General features: G+C 58.5%; 15 protein-coding genes. 9 read left to right on the top strand and 6 right to left on the bottom strand.

Going from position 1 to position 16,522, the window contains the following annotated elements; genetic code table 11:
* Positions 1 to 6: 6 nt before the first annotated feature.
* The 3 genes from trkA (at position 7) to hflX (ending at position 3,343) form a co-directional block, all read left to right on the top strand.
* On the top strand, positions 7 to 1,383 hold the full coding sequence (trkA, locus tag F617_RS0113140) for a Trk system potassium transporter TrkA (protein ID WP_003512920.1): 1,377 nt from the start codon (positions 7 to 9) through the stop codon (positions 1,381 to 1,383).
* Between the two features lie 184 nt (positions 1,384 to 1,567).
* Positions 1,568 to 1,810, top strand: coding sequence for an RNA chaperone Hfq (hfq, locus tag F617_RS0113145; protein ID WP_003496145.1), 243 nt, complete (start codon positions 1,568 to 1,570; stop codon positions 1,808 to 1,810).
* A gap of 108 nt (positions 1,811 to 1,918) precedes the next feature.
* Positions 1,919 to 3,343, top strand: coding sequence for a GTPase HflX (gene hflX, locus F617_RS0113150; protein WP_019565550.1), 1,425 nt, complete (start codon positions 1,919 to 1,921; stop codon positions 3,341 to 3,343).
* A 201-nt stretch (positions 3,344 to 3,544) separates the two neighbouring features.
* On the opposite strand, the gene mazG is transcribed toward hflX, so the two are convergent.
* Together mazG and F617_RS0113160 are read right to left on the bottom strand one after the other, a co-directional pair.
* A complete protein-coding gene (gene mazG, locus F617_RS0113155) occupies positions 3,545 to 4,390 on the bottom strand; it encodes a nucleoside triphosphate pyrophosphohydrolase (protein WP_019565551.1) in 846 nt (281 codons plus the stop codon).
* A 64-nt stretch (positions 4,391 to 4,454) separates the two neighbouring features.
* Positions 4,455 to 5,042, bottom strand: coding sequence for a deaminase (locus F617_RS0113160; RefSeq protein ID WP_019565552.1), 588 nt, complete (start codon positions 5,040 to 5,042; stop codon positions 4,455 to 4,457).
* 261 nt (positions 5,043 to 5,303) lie between these two features.
* On the opposite strand from F617_RS0113160, the gene cysG reads away from it, so the two are divergent.
* The 5 genes from cysG (at position 5,304) to F617_RS0113195 (ending at position 10,229) form a co-directional block, all read left to right on the top strand.
* Positions 5,304 to 6,767: a siroheme synthase CysG gene (gene cysG / locus F617_RS0113170; RefSeq protein WP_019565554.1), complete on the top strand. Its 1,464-nt coding sequence runs from the start codon at positions 5,304 to 5,306 to the stop codon at positions 6,765 to 6,767.
* Entirely contained in the window at positions 6,760 to 7,074 is a 315-nt protein-coding gene (locus tag F617_RS0113175; RefSeq protein ID WP_003512933.1) for a DUF2849 domain-containing protein, read from the top strand. The genes cysG and F617_RS0113175 overlap by 8 nt, the downstream gene beginning before the upstream one ends.
* An 8-nt stretch (positions 7,075 to 7,082) precedes the next feature.
* On the top strand, positions 7,083 to 8,753 hold the full coding sequence (locus tag F617_RS0113180; RefSeq protein ID WP_003512935.1) for a nitrite/sulfite reductase: 1,671 nt from the start codon (positions 7,083 to 7,085) through the stop codon (positions 8,751 to 8,753).
* 10 nt (positions 8,754 to 8,763) lie between these two features.
* Positions 8,764 to 9,270, top strand: coding sequence for a DUF934 domain-containing protein (locus F617_RS0113185; protein ID WP_019565555.1), 507 nt, complete (start codon positions 8,764 to 8,766; stop codon positions 9,268 to 9,270).
* Between the two features lie 146 nt (positions 9,271 to 9,416).
* Positions 9,417 to 10,229, top strand: coding sequence for a ferredoxin--NADP reductase (locus tag F617_RS0113195; RefSeq protein ID WP_003512938.1), 813 nt, complete (start codon positions 9,417 to 9,419; stop codon positions 10,227 to 10,229).
* 59 nt (positions 10,230 to 10,288) lie between these two features.
* Here the strand turns inward: F617_RS0113195 and F617_RS0113200 are convergent, their stop codons facing one another.
* Complete coding sequence (locus F617_RS0113200; RefSeq protein ID WP_019565556.1) at positions 10,289 to 11,566, bottom strand: MFS transporter; 1,278 nt, start codon at positions 11,564 to 11,566, stop codon at positions 10,289 to 10,291.
* 195 nt (positions 11,567 to 11,761) lie between these two features.
* Here F617_RS0113200 and F617_RS0113205 point away from each other — a divergent pair, with 195 nt between their 5' ends.
* Positions 11,762 to 12,265 carry a hypothetical protein gene (locus F617_RS0113205; RefSeq protein ID WP_013636046.1) on the top strand — a complete coding sequence of 168 codons (504 nt, stop codon included), beginning with the start codon at positions 11,762 to 11,764 and terminating at the stop codon, positions 12,263 to 12,265.
* A gap of 45 nt (positions 12,266 to 12,310) precedes the next feature.
* Here the strand turns inward: F617_RS0113205 and F617_RS0113210 are convergent, their stop codons facing one another.
* The 3 genes from F617_RS0113210 to gcvH form a co-directional block, all read right to left on the bottom strand.
* Positions 12,311 to 13,114, bottom strand: coding sequence for an endonuclease/exonuclease/phosphatase family protein (locus F617_RS0113210; protein WP_019565557.1), 804 nt, complete (start codon positions 13,112 to 13,114; stop codon positions 12,311 to 12,313).
* Between the two features lie 159 nt (positions 13,115 to 13,273).
* Positions 13,274 to 16,138, bottom strand: coding sequence for an aminomethyl-transferring glycine dehydrogenase (gcvP, locus tag F617_RS0113215; protein ID WP_003512945.1), 2,865 nt, complete (start codon positions 16,136 to 16,138; stop codon positions 13,274 to 13,276).
* Positions 16,138 to 16,500 carry a glycine cleavage system protein GcvH gene (gene gcvH, locus F617_RS0113220; RefSeq protein ID WP_013636049.1) on the bottom strand — a complete coding sequence of 121 codons (363 nt, stop codon included), beginning with the start codon at positions 16,498 to 16,500 and terminating at the stop codon, positions 16,138 to 16,140. Before gcvH ends, gcvP begins: the two co-directional genes overlap by 1 nt.
* Positions 16,501 to 16,522 lie beyond the last annotated feature (22 nt).

Below are 16,522 nucleotides of genomic sequence, written 5' to 3' on the forward strand. Positions count from 1 at the left end.
GACAGCATGAAAGTCATCATTTGCGGCGCAGGGCAGGTGGGTTACGGCATTGCCGAACAACTGTCGCGCGAGGATAATGAGGTATCGGTCATCGATACCTCCGCGACCCTCATTACCGCCATTACAGAGACGCTGGATGTGCGCGGCTATGTCGGCCATGGCGCCCATCCCGACATGCTGGCAAAGGCGGGTGCGGACCAGGCCGACATGATCATCGCCGTGACCCTGCATGACGAGATCAATATCGTCGCCTGCGAAGTTGCGCATGCGCTGTTCAGCGTTCCGACCAAGATCGCTCGCATCCGCGACCAAAGCTATCTGAAGCCGGAATATGCCGATCTGTTCAGCCGCGAAAACATGTCGATCGACGTGACGATTTCGCCTGAAGTCGAAGTCGGCAAGATGGTACTCAGGCGCATCGCCTTTCCGGGTGCCACCGATGTCGTGCGTTTCGCCGACGACACGGTCTTCATGCTGGCAATCGAGTGCATGGAGGACTGCCCGGTCATCAACACGCCGCTGCAGCAGCTTTCCAACCTCTTTCCGGACCTTATCGCAACCGTGGTGGGTGTCTACCGGAACGGCATCCTCAAGGTCGCGCACTCCTCCGAGCAGCTGCGCGTCGGCGACCTTGCTTATGTCATCTGTCAGCGACAGCACGCACGCCGCACCCTTGGCCTCTTCGGCCATGAGGAGCAGGAGGCCCAGCGCATCGTGATTGCGGGCGCCGGCAATATCGGCCACTTCGTCGCGCAGAAGATCGAGGAGTTGCAGCCTAAGACGCGGGTAAAAATCATCGAGGCGGATCGCGACAGGGCTATTGCCGCATCGGAACAGCTCAGCAACACCATTGTCATGCATGGTTCGGCGCTGGACCAGAAGATTTTGCTGCAGGCCGATATTCAGGATGCGGATCTGATCGTGACGCTCACCAACAGCGATCAGACCAATATACTGGCGGCGGTGATGGCCAAGCAGCTTGGCTGCAAATCCAACCTTGCATTGTTGAACAGCTCGTCCTTTCACGAGGTTGCGGATTCACTCGGTCTCGACGCCTATATCAATCCCCGGGCCGTTACCATTTCGCGCGTTCTCCAGCATGTGCGCAAGGGCCGTATCCGGTCGGTTTATGCCGTTCAGCGCGGCTCGGCGGAGGTAATCGAGGCAGAGGCGCTGGAGACTTCGCCGCTGGTCGGCCAGTCCTTTCGTGACATCGATATGCCTGATGGCGTGCGCATCGGCGCGATCTATCGCGACGGTGTGGTGATCCGCCCGGACGGCAGCACGAAGATCAAGGCGAAGGACCGCGTCGTGCTGTTTGCATCTGCCGATGCGGTGCGCGACGTGGAACAGCTTTTCCGGGTTTCGATACAATATTTCTGACTGTTTCGAATCGAAAAAGCAGGTCAATACTCGTACTCATTCGGCTGTTTTCGCCGTTGCGGAACAGGACACGATTTGATACCAGAGTTGCAGGTCGGCCAAGCGGGGGACTAGACTCGGCCGGCTTATTATTGATTGATTATTTTCCGGTATCCCTGCCGGCAAAAAAGAAAGAAGCGGCGCCATGGCGGAACGTTCTCAAAACCTTCAGGATCTTTTCCTCAATACCGTTCGTAAGCAAAAGATTTCGCTCACGATTTTCCTGATCAACGGCGTCAAGCTGACGGGCGTTGTCACTTCCTTCGATAATTTCTGCGTGCTTCTGCGCCGTGACGGTCACTCGCAGCTTGTTTACAAGCATGCGATCTCCACCATCATGCCCGGCCAGCCGATGCAGATGTTCGAGAGCGAAGAAGGCGCAGCCTGATCAGGCTCCCTCAACGGTATCTTCGATATAAGCTGACCTGAACCGGGAACATTTCCGGTTCAATCAGGTTAATCCAGATAGTCGTCCGCACGGATGCGGTCGGCTGCAATGTCATTTCTTGATAAGGCTGAACCCATTACGACGCGCGACACCTCGAACGAATCGATCATCCCCGAACAGGAAAAGCACCGCGACGACATGCGTGCGGTGGTCATCGTGCCTGTCCTCAAGCAGCAGCGCGAAAGCCGTGATGCGGTGGCGGGTCCGGTTTCTCCTGTACGGTCTGTTGAGGCCAAGCTTGAGGAAGCAAAGGGGCTGGCGCTCGCCATTGATCTTGAGGTGACGCAAGGTCTTGTCGTGCCGGTCAACCAGCCGCGTCCGGCAACTTTGTTTGGAACCGGCAAGATCGAGGAAATCGGCCATCTTCTGGATGAAACCAATTCCGGTCTGGTGATCGTCGATCATCCTTTGACCCCGGTGCAGCAGCGCAATCTTGAAAAGCAATGGAATGCGAAGGTCATCGACAGGACGGGCCTGATCCTTGAAATCTTCGGCCGCCGCGCCTCCACCAAGGAAGGCACGTTGCAGGTCGATCTTGCGCATCTGAACTATCAGAAGGGCCGCCTCGTCAGAAGCTGGACCCACCTTGAACGCCAGCGCGGTGGCGCGGGCTTCATGGGCGGTCCGGGTGAAACGCAGATCGAGGCCGACCGTCGGCTGCTGCAGGATCGCATCGTCAAGCTCGAGCGCGAGCTGGAGCAGGTCGTGCGCACCCGCCAGCTTCACCGCGCCAAGCGCCGAAAGGTGCCGCATCCGATCGTGGCGCTGGTCGGTTATACCAATGCCGGCAAGTCCACCCTGTTCAATCGTATTACCGGCGCTGGCGTTCTGGCGGAAGACATGCTGTTCGCAACGCTCGATCCAACCTTGCGCCGCATGAAGCTGCCGCATGGCCGCACGGTTATCCTGTCCGATACCGTCGGTTTCATCTCCGATCTGCCGACACATCTCGTCGCCGCTTTCCGCGCAACGCTGGAAGAGGTGCTGGAAGCCGATCTTATTTTGCACGTGCGCGACATGTCCGATCCGGATAATGCGGCCCAGTCGGCCGATGTGCTGCGCATTCTTGGCGATCTCGGTATTGACGAGAAGGAAGCCGAAAAGCGCATCATCGAGGTCTGGAACAAGGTCGATCGTCTCGAACCCGAAGCGCATGACGCCATTATTGAGCGTGCCGAGGGCCGCTCCGATATTCGTGCCGTTTCCGCGGTCACGGGCGAGGGTGTCGATGCCCTGATGGACGAGATTTCCGGCCGTCTGTCAGGTGTCCTGACGGAAACGACTGTAGTCCTCTCCGTCGAGCAATTGCCGCTGATCTCATGGGTCTACAGCAACTCCATCGTGGATAGCCGCGAAGACAATGAAGACGGTTCTGTTTCCCTTGATGTGCGCCTGTCGGAAGCGCAGGCCACCGAGCTGGAACGGAAGCTTGGAAAGGCAACCATCCGCGAGCGGGAAGACTGGGAGCAGTAAGCGCTCCGAGAACGATTGCGGTAAATTCCCTTATACTCAACGTCATCCTTGGGCTTGTCCCAAGGATCTAGACACACAGATATAATCAGGATGTCGCAGATGCTCGGGACAGGCCCTAGCATGACGCAGGAGAGGTTTTAGGTTTTCGTCACCACTGTCGAAAGCACCGGGCGCTCTGAATTTTTCGGCATATCCGGGTGATCAGGACGAAACCATATCCAGCGAGCGTTCGATGCGTTTTGCCGCCTGCCACAGGTCTTCCATTCTCTCAAGGCTTGCTTCCTGAAGCGTTTCGCCATTTTCGGTGAGCGACGTCTCGATGTGATTGAAACGCCTGCGGAATTTCGTGTTGGTGCCGCGCAGCGCGTCTTCCGGATCGGCTTTGACATGGCGGCCGATATTGACCAGCGCGAAGATGAGATCGCCAAGTTCATCAGAGACCTTCTCCGGCTTCCCCTCCGCCAGCGCTTCACGCAGTTCGGCGATTTCCTCCTCGATCTTGTCGAGAATGGGGGCTGGATCAGACCAATCGAAACCGATGCGCGCAGCCTGTTCCTGCAACTTGAGAGCCTCGGTCAGAGCCGGCTGGCTACGCTGCACACCGCCTAAAAAGCCAGCCTTGAAATCCTCGGTGATGCCGCGGCGGGCGCGGCGTTCCGCACGCTCCCGCTTTTCCTCGGCCTTGATCTGGTCCCATTGCAGCTTGACGCTGTCAGGCGTATTGGCGGCGGAAACGGCAAAGACGTGCGGATGGCGGCGGATCATTTTGGACGTCACGGCCTCAACCACGTCGCCAAAGGCGAATTCGCCCCGTTCCTCGGCGATGCGGGCATGGAAAACCACCTGCAGCAACAGGTCGCCCAGTTCTTCGCAAAGATCATCCATATCCTTGCGCTCGATGGCGTCGGCAACCTCATAAGCCTCTTCGATGGTGTAAGGCTTGATCGTCTCGAAGGTCTGGACGACATCCCAGGGGCAGCCGGTTTCCGGCTGGCGCAGGGCTTCCATGATCTCGATCAGGCGGGAAATATCCTTCGAGGCTTCCATAGTCTTTCAAACCTTCGTACTTTATTTTCATACATATCCAGGCGGAAAACCGTCTAGAAATGCTCTAATTCAGCGGAATATCGTTGCCACTCTTCGATGACTGATAGCTGGTGGAAAGCTCGTCATAGGCAGCCTTGATGCGGGCCGTCTGCGCCTTCAGCTCGGTCTTCAGCGGATCGTCTTCGCTCTCCACCAGATCGGCAATGAAGAAAGAGTTCCAGAAGGCGTTGCTGCGGCGATACCCGCCCGGCTCCAGCCCGAAAACTTCCTTGAGGATTTTCAGGTCGTGCGGAATGGCGAAAGCGTCGCGCGAATCCTCGTGGCTGAAAAAGGAGTAGAAATTATCGAAGCCGGCCCAGGTGATGGCTGACATGCACATGGTGCAGGGTTCATGGGTGGAAAGGAAAATCAATTCCTTGGTGTTCGGTTTCTCACCCAGCTCGTAAAACCGCTTCAGCGCGTGCACTTCTCCATGCCAGAGCGGGTTTTCCAGCTCGTTATTCGTCTCCGCGATCACCAGCGACAGGTCGGATTTACGCAGGATCGCCGCACCGAAAACCTTGTTGCCGAGGCTGACGCCGCGCGTCGTCAGGGGCAGGATATCGTGTTCGATAACATCGAGAAGACGGGTGGCGATGGTCGAGCTGGTCAAGGGTCTGATCCTTCGTACCGCCTCAGGGGGAAGCGGTTTTGCATGGAGATATCGACGAAAATAGTCCCTTCTTGTTCGGCGCGAGGGCCTGGTTTGTCAAGGGATTCTCATGGGATTTCGAGGCGTTCGACAGGGTTGATAAAGGTGCGCCGGTTAGTTTTCCTCAAAAACAGGGGTGTTCGAGAAATAAAAATCCAGGTGTCGGAAAGGCTTGAATTTCTGTTTCTTCAATCTTGCGCCGCAATGCGGGATAAATGCCCGATGCACAACGAACATGATTTTTCCGCTTCTGGCGATCGCCTTTCGACCTTCCCCGCGTTCTTCCGGGTTGAGGGACGGCAGGTCGCTGTTTTCGGCAATGGTGACGAGGCCTTTGCGAAGGTAAGGCTGCTTGCCAATACCAATGCACATATCATTGCTTATGCCGACCAGCCGGAAGCGGATTTTGCGCGCTATATCAGCGAAAACGGCATCGATCATCGGGCCTTGAGTTTCGCAAGCCCGCTGATTGAAGGCGCGACGCTGGTTTTTGCCGCCACTGGAGACGAGGCACTGGACCGTGAGATCGTTTTGGCTGCGCGCTCCAAGAAAATCCCTGCCAATGCGGTGGATCAGCCGGAGTTCTGCGATTTCTTCACGCCGGCACTCGTCGCCCGCGCACCCGTCGCCATCGCCATTGGCACCGAAGGCGCAGGCCCGGTTCTTGCCCAGATGATCCGTGCACGCATCGATCAGATGCTGTCTCCGTCGCTGGGCAAGCTTGCGCGCCTCGCCGTGCAATATCGTGACGCCGCCGAGCAGAATGTTCCCAAGGGCGCGTTGCGGCGAAATTTCTGGCGCCGGTTCTTTTCCGGTGCTGTCGCAGATGCCGTCGCTCTCGGCGATACATCATCCGCCCGCCATGCCGCTGACCGTTTGCTGCAATCGCCCGAGCGCAGCGAAGGCCGCGTCTGGCTTGTCGGCGCTGGTCCCGGTGCTGAAGATTTGCTGACGCTGCGCGCGCAGCGCGTGCTGATGGAAGCGGATGTGATCGTCTACGATGCGCTAGTGCCGCAGGCAATCGTTGACATGGGGCGCCGCGACGCCGAGCGGCTGTCCGTCGGCAAACGCAAGGGCTGCCACAGCAAGTCGCAGGATGAGATCAACCGCCTGCTGGTGCGTCTTGGTAAAGACGGCAAGCGCGTCGTGCGCCTCAAATCCGGTGATCCGCTGGTCTATGGCCGGGCGGGAGAGGAAATGGCGGCTCTGCGCGATGCCGGTATCGGTTACGAGATCGTTCCGGGCATTACCTCCGCCTTCGCCGCTGCTGCGGATTTCGAATTGCCCTTGACGCTGCGCGGTGTCGCTTCGTCGCTGATTTTCACCACCGGCCACGATCTGACCGGCGATGTCCTGCCGGACTGGGCGCGGCTTGCCGTCTCCGGCGCTACCATTGCTGTCTATATGGGCCGCAGCGTTGCCGCGTCGGTCGCGACGAGGCTGATAGAGGCAGGTCTCGGCGTGGAAACGACCGTAGCCGTTATCGAAAATGCCAGCCGCGCGGATCGCCGCCTGCTGCATGGCACTTTGAACGATCTGCCCGACCTCGAACATCGCGACGAACTGACCGGTCCGGTCATGGTCATCATCGGCGATGCGGTGGCGGGCGCCAATTTTGACAGGTCCGAGGCGCTCGCGCTTGTTGCGCGGCCAGCGAACCTTAAAAGGGAGTATGCAAATGGCTGACAAGGTTTTGACCGCCAACCGCCTGGGCGATGGGATCGCTGTATGGCTCGATGCCAATGGCGAATGGACGGAGAACCTGCAGGACGCAATCGTCGCCCGCCACGCAGAGGCCGTCGCTTCGTTCGAGGAAATCGGCAAGCGGGATTTTTCCGCCAACAAGGTCGTTGACGTGAATGTCATCGACGTGGTGGAGGAGAATGGCAAGCTTTGGCCGACGCGGCTTCGTGAGCGCATTCGCGCCGCTGGCCCGACCATGCACTATGCCAACGGCTTCAAGCCGGCCGATGCAGCATTCATCGCAGTCTGAGGAAGAATATGTACCGTTACGACGAGTTCGATCACGCATTTGTTGAAGGCCGCGTGGCACAGTTTCGCGATCAGGTCGAGCGCCGGTTGTCCGGCGAGCTTGCCGAGGACGCGTTCAAGCCGCTGCGCCTTATGAACGGTGTCTATCTCCAGCTCCACGCCTATATGCTGCGCGTCGCCATTCCCTACGGCACGCTGAATTCGCAGCAGATGCGGATGCTGGCCCATATAGCCCGCAAATATGACCGGGGTTACGGCCACTTCACCACCCGCCAGAACATTCAGTACAACTGGCCGCGCCTGTCCGACACGCCCGATATCCTCTCCGAACTGGCAAGCGTGGAAATGCATGCGCTGCAGACCTCGGGTAACTGCATTCGCAACGTGACCGCCGACCATTTCGCGGGCGCCGCCGCAGACGAGGTCGCCGATCCGCGTCCTTATGCGGAAATCCTGCGTCAATGGTCTTCCGTGCATCCAGAGTTCTCGTTCCTGCCGCGCAAGTTCAAGATCGCTGTAACGGGCGCCGAGCGCGACCGCGCCGCGATTCAGGTTCACGATATCGGCCTGCATCTGAAAAAGAACGACAAGGGCGAGATCGGTTTTGCCGTCTATGTCGGCGGCGGGCAGGGCCGTACGCCGATGATCGCCAAGAAGATCCGCGACTTCCTGCCGGAAGAAGACCTGCTGTCCTATACCACGGCCGTCATGCGCGTTTACAACCTGCACGGCCGCCGCGACAACAAGTACAAGGCGCGTATCAAGATCCTCGTGCATGAAACCGGCGCAGAAGAACTGGCCCGCCAGGTCGAGGTTGAATTCGCGGAGCTGAAAAACACGGAATTGAAGCTGCCGGATGCCGATATTGCAGCCATCACCGCCTATTTTGCACCGCCAGCACTGAAGGACCGCCCTGAAGGCTGGGAGAGCCTGGCGCGCTGGAAGCGGGCGGATGAAGGTTTTGCCCGTTTTGTCGAGCAGAACGTCCAGCCGCATAAGCATCCGGACTACGGCATGGTGACGATTTCCCTGAAGCCGATTGGCGGCATTCCCGGCGATGCGACCGACGAGCAGATGGAACTCGTCGCCGATATCGCCGCCGAATACGCGTTTGACGAAATCCGCATCAGCCACGAGCAGAACATCATCCTGCCGCATGTGGCACTGGCCGATCTCGAGCCGGTCTATCGCGCACTTGTAGGAGCTGGACTGGCGACTGCCAATGCCGGGCTGATCACCGATATCATTGCCTGTCCTGGGCTGGACTATTGCGCGCTTGCCAATGCGCGCTCCATTCCGGTGGCGCAGGAAATCTCTACCCGTTTTGGCGCGCCGGAACGTCAGGCGGAAATCGGCGAGCTTAAGATCAAGATTTCCGGCTGCATCAATGCCTGCGGCCACCACCATGTCGGCCATATCGGCCTTCTGGGTGTTGAGAAGAAGGGTGCGGAACTCTACCAGATCACGCTTGGCGGATCGGGTGATGAAAACACCTCGATTGGTGAGATCATTGGCCGTGGTTTCGAGCCGGAAAAAGTGACCGACGCGGTGGAAACCATCGTCGACACCTATCTGGGCTTGCGTCTTTCGAAGGAAGAAACCTTCCTCGAAGCCTATCGCCGCGTCGGACCGCAGCCGTTCAAGGATGCGCTCTACGGTTCCGCCGCTGAAGCCGCCTGAGGAGATTGCCATGACGAAAATATGGAACCGCGACGGCTTCGTGGAAAACGATCCCTGGGTGATCGAAACGGAAGAAGTGAAGGCAACTGCCGAGCAGAAATCGGTGATGCCGCTCGCTGATTTCCTTGTCCGTGCGGCCGAAAGCAATGATGTCGGCCTCGGCGTTCTGATTGCGCCTGCCGACGATGTCACCCGGCTCGAGCCCTATCTCGACCGTATCGACCTTGTCGCCGTCAGCTTCCCGGCCTTCAATGACGGGCGGGGTTTCAGCCATGCCTCGTTGCTGCGCAGCCGTCTTGATTTTGCCGGCGAGGTGAGGGCGGTTGGCGATGTTCTGATCGACCAGGTGCCGCTGATGCTGCGCACCGGCTTTACCAGCTTTGCGGTGACGAACGAGACGGCGATCCGCCGCCTGTCCGAAAATCGCCTGCCGGAAATCCCGGTCTATTACCAGCCGACGGCCCTTCCGGCCAACGGTGGAGAGGCCTATAGCTGGCGCCGCCGTGCGGCCCAATGACGCGCTGTGCGGAAATATGAGTTTTAGATGCATATTTTCTGCGCGCATGGCAGTATTGATATTCTCATGCCTTCAAACCGCGGCAAAAATGGTATAATTGCCCGTTCGAAGAATGTCGCTTATCGAATGAATGGACGGAACCTGAAATGAACGCGCCAGCCAAGACGGAAGATTTCGCGATCAAGATACCTGATGGTGTTTACGCCGAGACAGTTTTGTCAGTGGAGCACTATACGGATCACCTGTTCCGTTTCCGCATGACGCGTCCGGCCGGCTTCCGCTTCCGATCCGGCGAATTCGCCATGATCGGCCTGATGGTCGGCGAAAAGCCGATCTACCGCGCTTATTCCATCGCCAGCCCTGCCTGGGACGAGGAACTCGAATTTTTCTCGATCAAGGTTCCTGATGGCCCGTTGACTTCGCATCTTCAGGCGATCAAGCCCGGCGATACCGTGCTTATGCGCAAGAAGCCGACAGGCACTCTGGTTCTGGATGCGCTGACACCAGGCAGACGGCTCTATATGTTCTCGACCGGCACCGGCATTGCACCTTTCGCAAGCCTGATACGCGATCCCGAGACCTATGAAAAGTTTGAAGAGGTCATCCTCACCCATACCTGCCGCGATGTGGCCGAACTGAAATACGGTTTCGATCTGGTCGAGGAAATCAGGAACCATGAATTCCTGAACGAGATCGTCGGCGACAAGCTCAAGCACTATGCGACTGTCACGCGCGAGGATTATCCCTTCAAGGGCCGCATCACCTCGCTGATTGAGAACGGCAAGCTGTTTGCGGATCTGGGTGTTCCCGCACTTGATCCCGCTATCGATCGCGGCATGATCTGCGGTTCTTCGGCCATGCTGAAGGACACGAAGGAGCTTCTTGAAAAGGCCGGGCTTAACGAAGGTGCGAACAACAAGCCTGCCGAGTTCGTCATCGAGCGCGCTTTCGTCGGATAACCGACATTTGCGCAAGTTGGATGAAGGAGGCCGTGAGGCCTCCTTTTTATTTGTACGGTTTACTGAGGCAGTACTTCGTCGGCCTGCTTCGGGGCGATCTCGTTTCGGTAGATGAAGAAGAGAGCGATGGCGATGGCCGATATGCCGCCGCCGACCAAGTGCGAAAGGGCGTAACCGCCTTTGGTGACCAGCCAGCCGGCAACGACGTTACTAAGGGACGCACCAATGCCCTGCACCATCATGACGCTTGCAAGGCCGACATTGAACCGGCCGGTTCCCTTGAGAATGCGTTCGGCGGCCACAGGCGTCACGATGCCCAGAAGGCCTGCACCGATACCGTCAAGCAGCTGTACCGGAAAGATTACCCAGAAATCGGTGAAGGCGGATGCCAGCAGACCGCGGATCGGAAGGGCGGCAAGCGCGATCAGGAACACCGTCGCAAGACCGAAGCGACGGATCAGCCACGGCGCCAAGGCCGCAACGAAGATCATGGCAAATTGCGCGACGCCAGTAATGATCGCTGTCGTGCGAAATGGTGTCTGCAGTTCGATGGCAAAATTCTGCGCGATAAGCCGCCCCATCGGCGCGTTGCCGAAGTGGAAGATAAGAAGAATGATCGCGAGGAATATCAGACCGCGTTCGTGAAGCAGCACATTGATGCCTGAGGGCCCCGGTTCGCCCTTGTCTTCGCCAAGACCTCGCGCCACCTTGTGGTCGATCCTGTCGGGGTCGATGGCGGCGGCGGCAACAAGTGCGCCGGCAGCCGTCAGAAGCATCAGTCCGATGACGCCATGCAGGCCGAAGAAGGAAACGGCAACGTAAGTGGCGAAGAGCGATGCGAAATTGCCGCCATGATTCCAGAATTCGTTTCGCGATATCTGACGGGAGAACAGGCGTTCACCGACCAGACCAAGCGTCAGTCCGGCCAGAGCCGGTCCCACGACGGCGCCGACAACCGCAGTCATGATCTGGCCGGTCCAGACGATCCACGCATCGGGAAAAATCAGCGTAATGAGCGCACCGACGGTCACGAGAACGACGGGGATGGCAATCAACGTTCTTTTCCACGTCGTGCCGTCCACCAACGCGCCGCAGAGCGGTGTGGCAAGTAGACCGACGAGGCCGCCGACCGTGGCAATCATCCCCAGCGAAAGTGAAGACCAGCCCTGTGTCGCCAAAAATGCATCCAGAAAAGGCCCTAGCCCGTCGCGGGCATCTGCCAGAAAGAAATTAAGCGCCGCAAGGGCAAAAAGCGTGCGGTCTGACATACCACCGCTGCGAGGCAGACCGCCGGAGGGGAGGCTGCCGCGCGGTGCCAAAACGCCGATCGTCGTCATGAAATATGCTCCGAAAAATATGCGGTAGTGATCAGAAATTGATCGACGCTGGCGAGAAACATCTATGCCTGCATTTGGTTGCATCGGCACGATAGAAACATGAGCATCTCGAATTTTTTGACAGTTGCCAAATAAACGGGAGGAACGTTTGACGGTGCAAGCGAGTTAGTCTTCGTGAAAAATTGGATACGCGCCATGAAAACGACGGCTATCACGAGTTTATTTTTTGCAGGGCTGCTCGGTGTGCAGCCGGCATTAGCGGACGAACGCGAATTCCTCTCGTCGCTGAAAGGCACATGGGCGGGTAAGGGAACCGTGATCACCCGCATTGGCACGCCGCCAATCAACGTCAATTGTACGCTGAATTCCAAAGCGGGGACCTCGTCGCTCAATATGTCCGGCACATGCCGTGGCCTTCTGGTGGTCAGGCGCGCAATTGCGGCCGACCTGTCGGAGAAAGGTGGACGTTACAGCGGCGCTTACACCGGACCCTCCGGCCGACCGTCTGCCCTTTCCGGTACGCGGCAGGGAAATGCAATCAATCTGACGGTTCGCTGGAACCGCGACATTAACGGTGACCGCGTCGCAGCCATGACAATCGAAAAAGTCGGGCAAAACGGCCTGCGGCTTCGCACCACCGACAAGGACGGCAGGACCGGCAAGACGGTGGTGACGAGCGATATCCGGCTCGTGCGCTGACCAAGCCGCGACGTGAGGCATTGACCGGTAATGCGGCTTAAGCCTCTAGCTGAATTCGATCAGCAAAGGGCAATGGTCCGAGACTTCGGGCTGTCTCACCACATCGAAGTGATCGACCTGCACAACCGGGTTGACCAGCATGTAATCTGCAAAACGGTTTTGTTTGGCATAATGCGAGGTGCGCGTGTCTGTGAAACCACGTGTCGTGACGAGTTCGATGAGATCCAGTTCCTTCAATACCGTGAAGGTGTCGCTCTCAGGCAGAACATTAAAATCGCCGCACACGATGATCCGGTCACCATCCTCCGCGATGTCTTTGACGAGTTTCACGAGGCGTTTTGCCTGCATCAGACGGGCGGGAATATCGTGTTTACCGTTGGGGTCACGCAGCCCATGCATATGGGCGATGACGGCTGGCTGGCCGGTCGTGAAGTCGAAAACCCTGACAGCATGGCCCGTGCGCGAACGCGGGTGATCTCCGTATCCATTCGCAGAAAAGCAGCCGTGCACAAAACCTTGAGCCTGCGCAACAATCGCGATGGATTTACGCACGAAAGTCGCCAGCCCCCATTGAGAGGGATATCGTGTCTCCCCGTGCCAGAGGTCACCCTGTGACGCCGGGCAAAAGATTGCCAGATGATCGGGTAGGGCTTCTTCGACATCGCGAAGAAAGTTCGCCCTTTGCAGCAGATCCCTACCGTCATCGCGATAGCTCAGCCAGTCCTCTTCGGCTGCCGGTGTATGCACCACTTCCTGCAAACATAGAATGTCGGGATCGGACGCGGAGATATAGGGAACAAGCTCGTCATGGAGCTTTCCGCCCCAACCATTCAGGCAAATCAAACGCATTCAAACTCCATCACCGCTTAAATTGCAGCATCCGGTTTAGCATGGAACGGGTTACGATCAATCGCATGTGACGTGGTCGCCCGGTCTTGGGGCTTGTGTCCGGAACGAAAAAGGCCCGGATCGCTCCGGGCCTTCATAAGTTCGTTCGTACCGATGCCTTTATTCGGCGGCCTCGGCATAAGCCTCCATCGGCGGGCAGGTGCAGATGAGGTTGCGGTCGCCATAGACATTGTCAATGCGGTTTACCGGCGACCAGTATTTGTCAATGCGGAAGGCGCCGGGCGGGAAGCAACCCTGTTCGCGGCTGTAGGGACGATCCCACTCGCCGACGAGATCTTCTACCGTGTGCGGCGCGTTCTTCAGCGGATTGTTGGTCTTGTCCGCACGGCCTTCCTCGATGTCGCGGGCTTCCTCGCGGATCGCCAGCATGGCATCGCAGAAACGGTCGATTTCCGCCTTGGTCTCGGACTCCGTCGGCTCGATCATCAGCGTGCCGGCAACCGGCCAGCTCATGGTCGGCGCATGGAAACCGCAGTCGACGAGACGCTTTGCAACGTCGTCCACCGTCACGCCGCAGCTGTCTGCCAGCGGTCGGGTGTCGATGATGCACTCATGCGCCACTCGTCCCGTTTCGGACTTGTAGAGCACGTCGTAAGCGCCCTTCAGCCGTTCGGCGATGTAGTTGGCGTTGAGGATCGCAACCTTGGTCGCTTGCGTCAGCCCTTCGCCGCCCATCATCAGGCAGTAGCTCCAGGAAATCGGCAGGATCGACGGCGAGCCGAAGGGGGCAGCCGAAACCGCACCTTCACGACCGTCCGTCGTCGGATGACCGGGAAGATAGGGAGCAAGATGCGCCTTGACGCCGATCGGCCCCATGCCCGGACCGCCGCCGCCATGCGGGATGCAGAAGGTCTTGTGCAGGTTGAGGTGGCTGACGTCGGAACCGATATCGCCGGGACGGGCAAGACCGACCATGGCGTTCATGTTGGCGCCGTCAAGATAGACCTGCCCACCGTGTTTATGGGTGATCTCGCAAATCTCGCGAACCGTCTCCTCAAACACGCCATGGGTGGACGGATAGGTTATCATGCAGCACGAGAGGTTTTCCGCATACTGCTCTGCTTTTGCTCGGAAATCGTCGATATCAATATCGCCATTTTCCCGCACTTTCACCGGCACCACTTTCATGCCGACCATCTGCGCGGACGCTGGATTGGTGCCATGCGCCGAGGTTGGAATGAGGCAAACGTCGCGATGTGCGCCGCCATTGGCGATGTGGTAGTTGCGGATGGTCAGGAGCCCCGCATATTCACCCTGCGCGCCGGAATTCGGCTGCATGGAGAAGGCGTCATAACCGGTGACCGAGCACAGCTTTTCCGAGAGGTCATCGATCATCTCCTTGTAGCCGAGCGCCTGATTGGCTGGCACGAAGGGATGGATGTCGGAAAATTCCGGCCACGTTATGGGCAGCATTTCCGCAGTTGCGTTCAGTTTCATGGTGCAGGAACCGAGCGGGATCATCGAGCGGTCGAGCGCGAGATCACGGTCCGAAAGACGGCGGATGTAACGGGTCATCTCGCTTTCGGCACGGTTCATGTGGAAGATCGGATGCGTCATGTACTGGCTGGTGCGCAGCAGTTCCTTCGGCAGGCGATATTCCAACTCGAAATCCGAGATCGAGAAATTGCCGCCGAATGCGCGCCAGACCGCCTCAAGCGTCGCGGGACGCGTGCGCTCGTCAAGGCTCATGCCGATCTTGGTCGCGCCGACCTTGCGCAGGTTCACACCTTCCGCAACGGCCGAGCGCAGGATGACGCCCTGCATATGGCCGACTTCGACGGTGATGGTGTCGAAGAAGGTTTCCGGCTCGATGACGTAGCCAAGCTTCTCCAGGCCCTTGGCCATCAAAACGGCTTTCTGGTGGGTCTGCTGGGCAATCGCCTTGATGCCCTGCGGGCCATGGAAGACGCCATACATCGACGCCATGACTGCAAGCAGCACCTGCGCGGTGCAGATGTTGGAGGTAGCCTTCTCGCGGCGGATATGCTGCTCGCGGGTCTGCAGCGACAGACGATAGGCGCGATTGCCGCGCGCATCGACTGAGACGCCAACCAGACGGCCAGGCATGGAGCGCTTATGTGCATCCTTGACGGACATGTAAGCCGCATGCGGACCACCATAGCCGACCGGAACGCCGAAACGCTGCGAGGTGCCGATAGCGATATCCGCACCCATTTCACCGGGTGACTTCAACAGCGTCAGCGCCAGAAGATCGGCGGCAACGGCAGCGATGGCACCCGTCTGGTGCAGGCGGGAAATCAGGCCCGAGAAATCGCTGACATGACCGTGGGTGCCCGGATACTGGAAGATCGCGCCGAACACGTCGACAGGATCAAGATCGGTAAAGGGATTACCAACGATCACCTTCCAGCCGAGTGGCGCCGCGCGTGTCTCGATCAGCGCGATGGTCTGCGGATGGCAATTGGCATCGACGAAGAAGGCAGTCGCCTTGGACTTCGCGACGCGCTGGCACATCGCCATGGCTTCGGCAGCGGCAGTCGCTTCATCGAGCAGCGATGCGTTGGCGACATCGAGGCCGGTCAGATCGCAGACCATCGTCTGGTAGTTCAGCAGCGCCTCAAGACGGCCCTGGCTGATTTCTGGCTGGTAAGGCGTATAGGCGGTGTACCAGGCAGGGTTTTCCAGAATGTTGCGCTGGATCACGGGCGGGGTGATTGTACCGTAATAGCCCTGGCCGATCAGCGAGGTCAGCACCTGGTTCTTGTTGGCCGTCTCGCGCAGGCGGTCGAGCGCCTCGCGTTCGGTCAGCGCTGCACCCCAGGTCAGCGGCACCTTCTGGCGGATGGACGAGGGAACGGTGGCGTCGATCAGGGCATCGAGGCTCTTGTAGCCGATGACCTTCAGCATCTCCGCCATTTCCGACGGCGACGGCCCGATGTGACGCCGGTTGGCGAAATCATAGGGCTGATAGTCGGTGAAATGGAATTCCGTGGGCGTCGTCATTACGCGATCAGCTCCTTGTAGGCTGCCTCGTCGAGCAGCGTATCGGCATCCGCGGCGTTGGAGAGCTTCAGCTTGAAGAACCAGCCAGCACCCTGCGGATCGGAATTGACCAGCGAGGGATCGTCGACGATGGCCTGGTTGATTTCCACCACTTCGCCATCCAGCGGACAATAGACATCGGAAGCCGCCTTGACGGATTCAACGGTCGCCGCGTCGCCATTCTTGGAGAAGGTGGCGCCCACTTCCGGCAATTCAACGAAGACGAGGTCGCCAAGCTGTTCAGCGGCGTGGCTGGTAATGCCAACGGTGGCGATATCGCCGTCGAACTTCAGCCATTCGTGTTCTGCGGTAAATTTCAGCATCGTATTCTCTCCGGAGATGGGA

The organism is Agrobacterium sp. 10MFCol1.1, assembly GCF_000381165.1.
GTDB lineage: Bacteria > Pseudomonadota > Alphaproteobacteria > Rhizobiales > Rhizobiaceae > Agrobacterium > Agrobacterium tumefaciens.

Bases quoted from the DNA above. Each gene is read 5' to 3' on its own strand.
- trkA (WP_003512920.1), top strand. From the start codon at position 7: ATGAAAGTCATCATTTGCGGCGCAGGGCAGGTGGGTTACGGCATTGCC.
- hfq (WP_003496145.1), top strand. From the start codon at position 1,568: ATGGCGGAACGTTCTCAAAACCTTCAGGATCTTTTCCTCAATACCGTT.
- hflX (WP_019565550.1), top strand. From the start codon at position 1,919: ATGTCATTTCTTGATAAGGCTGAACCCATTACGACGCGCGACACCTCG.
- mazG (WP_019565551.1), bottom strand. From the start codon at position 4,390: ATGGAAGCCTCGAAGGATATTTCCCGCCTGATCGAGATCATGGAAGCC.
- cysG (WP_019565554.1), top strand. From the start codon at position 5,304: ATGCACAACGAACATGATTTTTCCGCTTCTGGCGATCGCCTTTCGACC.
- F617_RS0113175 (WP_003512933.1), top strand. From the start codon at position 6,760: ATGGCTGACAAGGTTTTGACCGCCAACCGCCTGGGCGATGGGATCGCT.
- F617_RS0113180 (WP_003512935.1), top strand. From the start codon at position 7,083: ATGTACCGTTACGACGAGTTCGATCACGCATTTGTTGAAGGCCGCGTG.
- F617_RS0113185 (WP_019565555.1), top strand. From the start codon at position 8,764: ATGACGAAAATATGGAACCGCGACGGCTTCGTGGAAAACGATCCCTGG.
- F617_RS0113195 (WP_003512938.1), top strand. From the start codon at position 9,417: ATGAACGCGCCAGCCAAGACGGAAGATTTCGCGATCAAGATACCTGAT.
- F617_RS0113200 (WP_019565556.1), bottom strand. From the start codon at position 11,566: ATGACGACGATCGGCGTTTTGGCACCGCGCGGCAGCCTCCCCTCCGGC.
- F617_RS0113205 (WP_013636046.1), top strand. From the start codon at position 11,762: ATGAAAACGACGGCTATCACGAGTTTATTTTTTGCAGGGCTGCTCGGT.
- F617_RS0113210 (WP_019565557.1), bottom strand. From the start codon at position 13,114: ATGCGTTTGATTTGCCTGAATGGTTGGGGCGGAAAGCTCCATGACGAG.
- gcvP (WP_003512945.1), bottom strand. From the start codon at position 16,138: ATGACGACGCCCACGGAATTCCATTTCACCGACTATCAGCCCTATGAT.
- gcvH (WP_013636049.1), bottom strand. From the start codon at position 16,500: ATGCTGAAATTTACCGCAGAACACGAATGGCTGAAGTTCGACGGCGAT.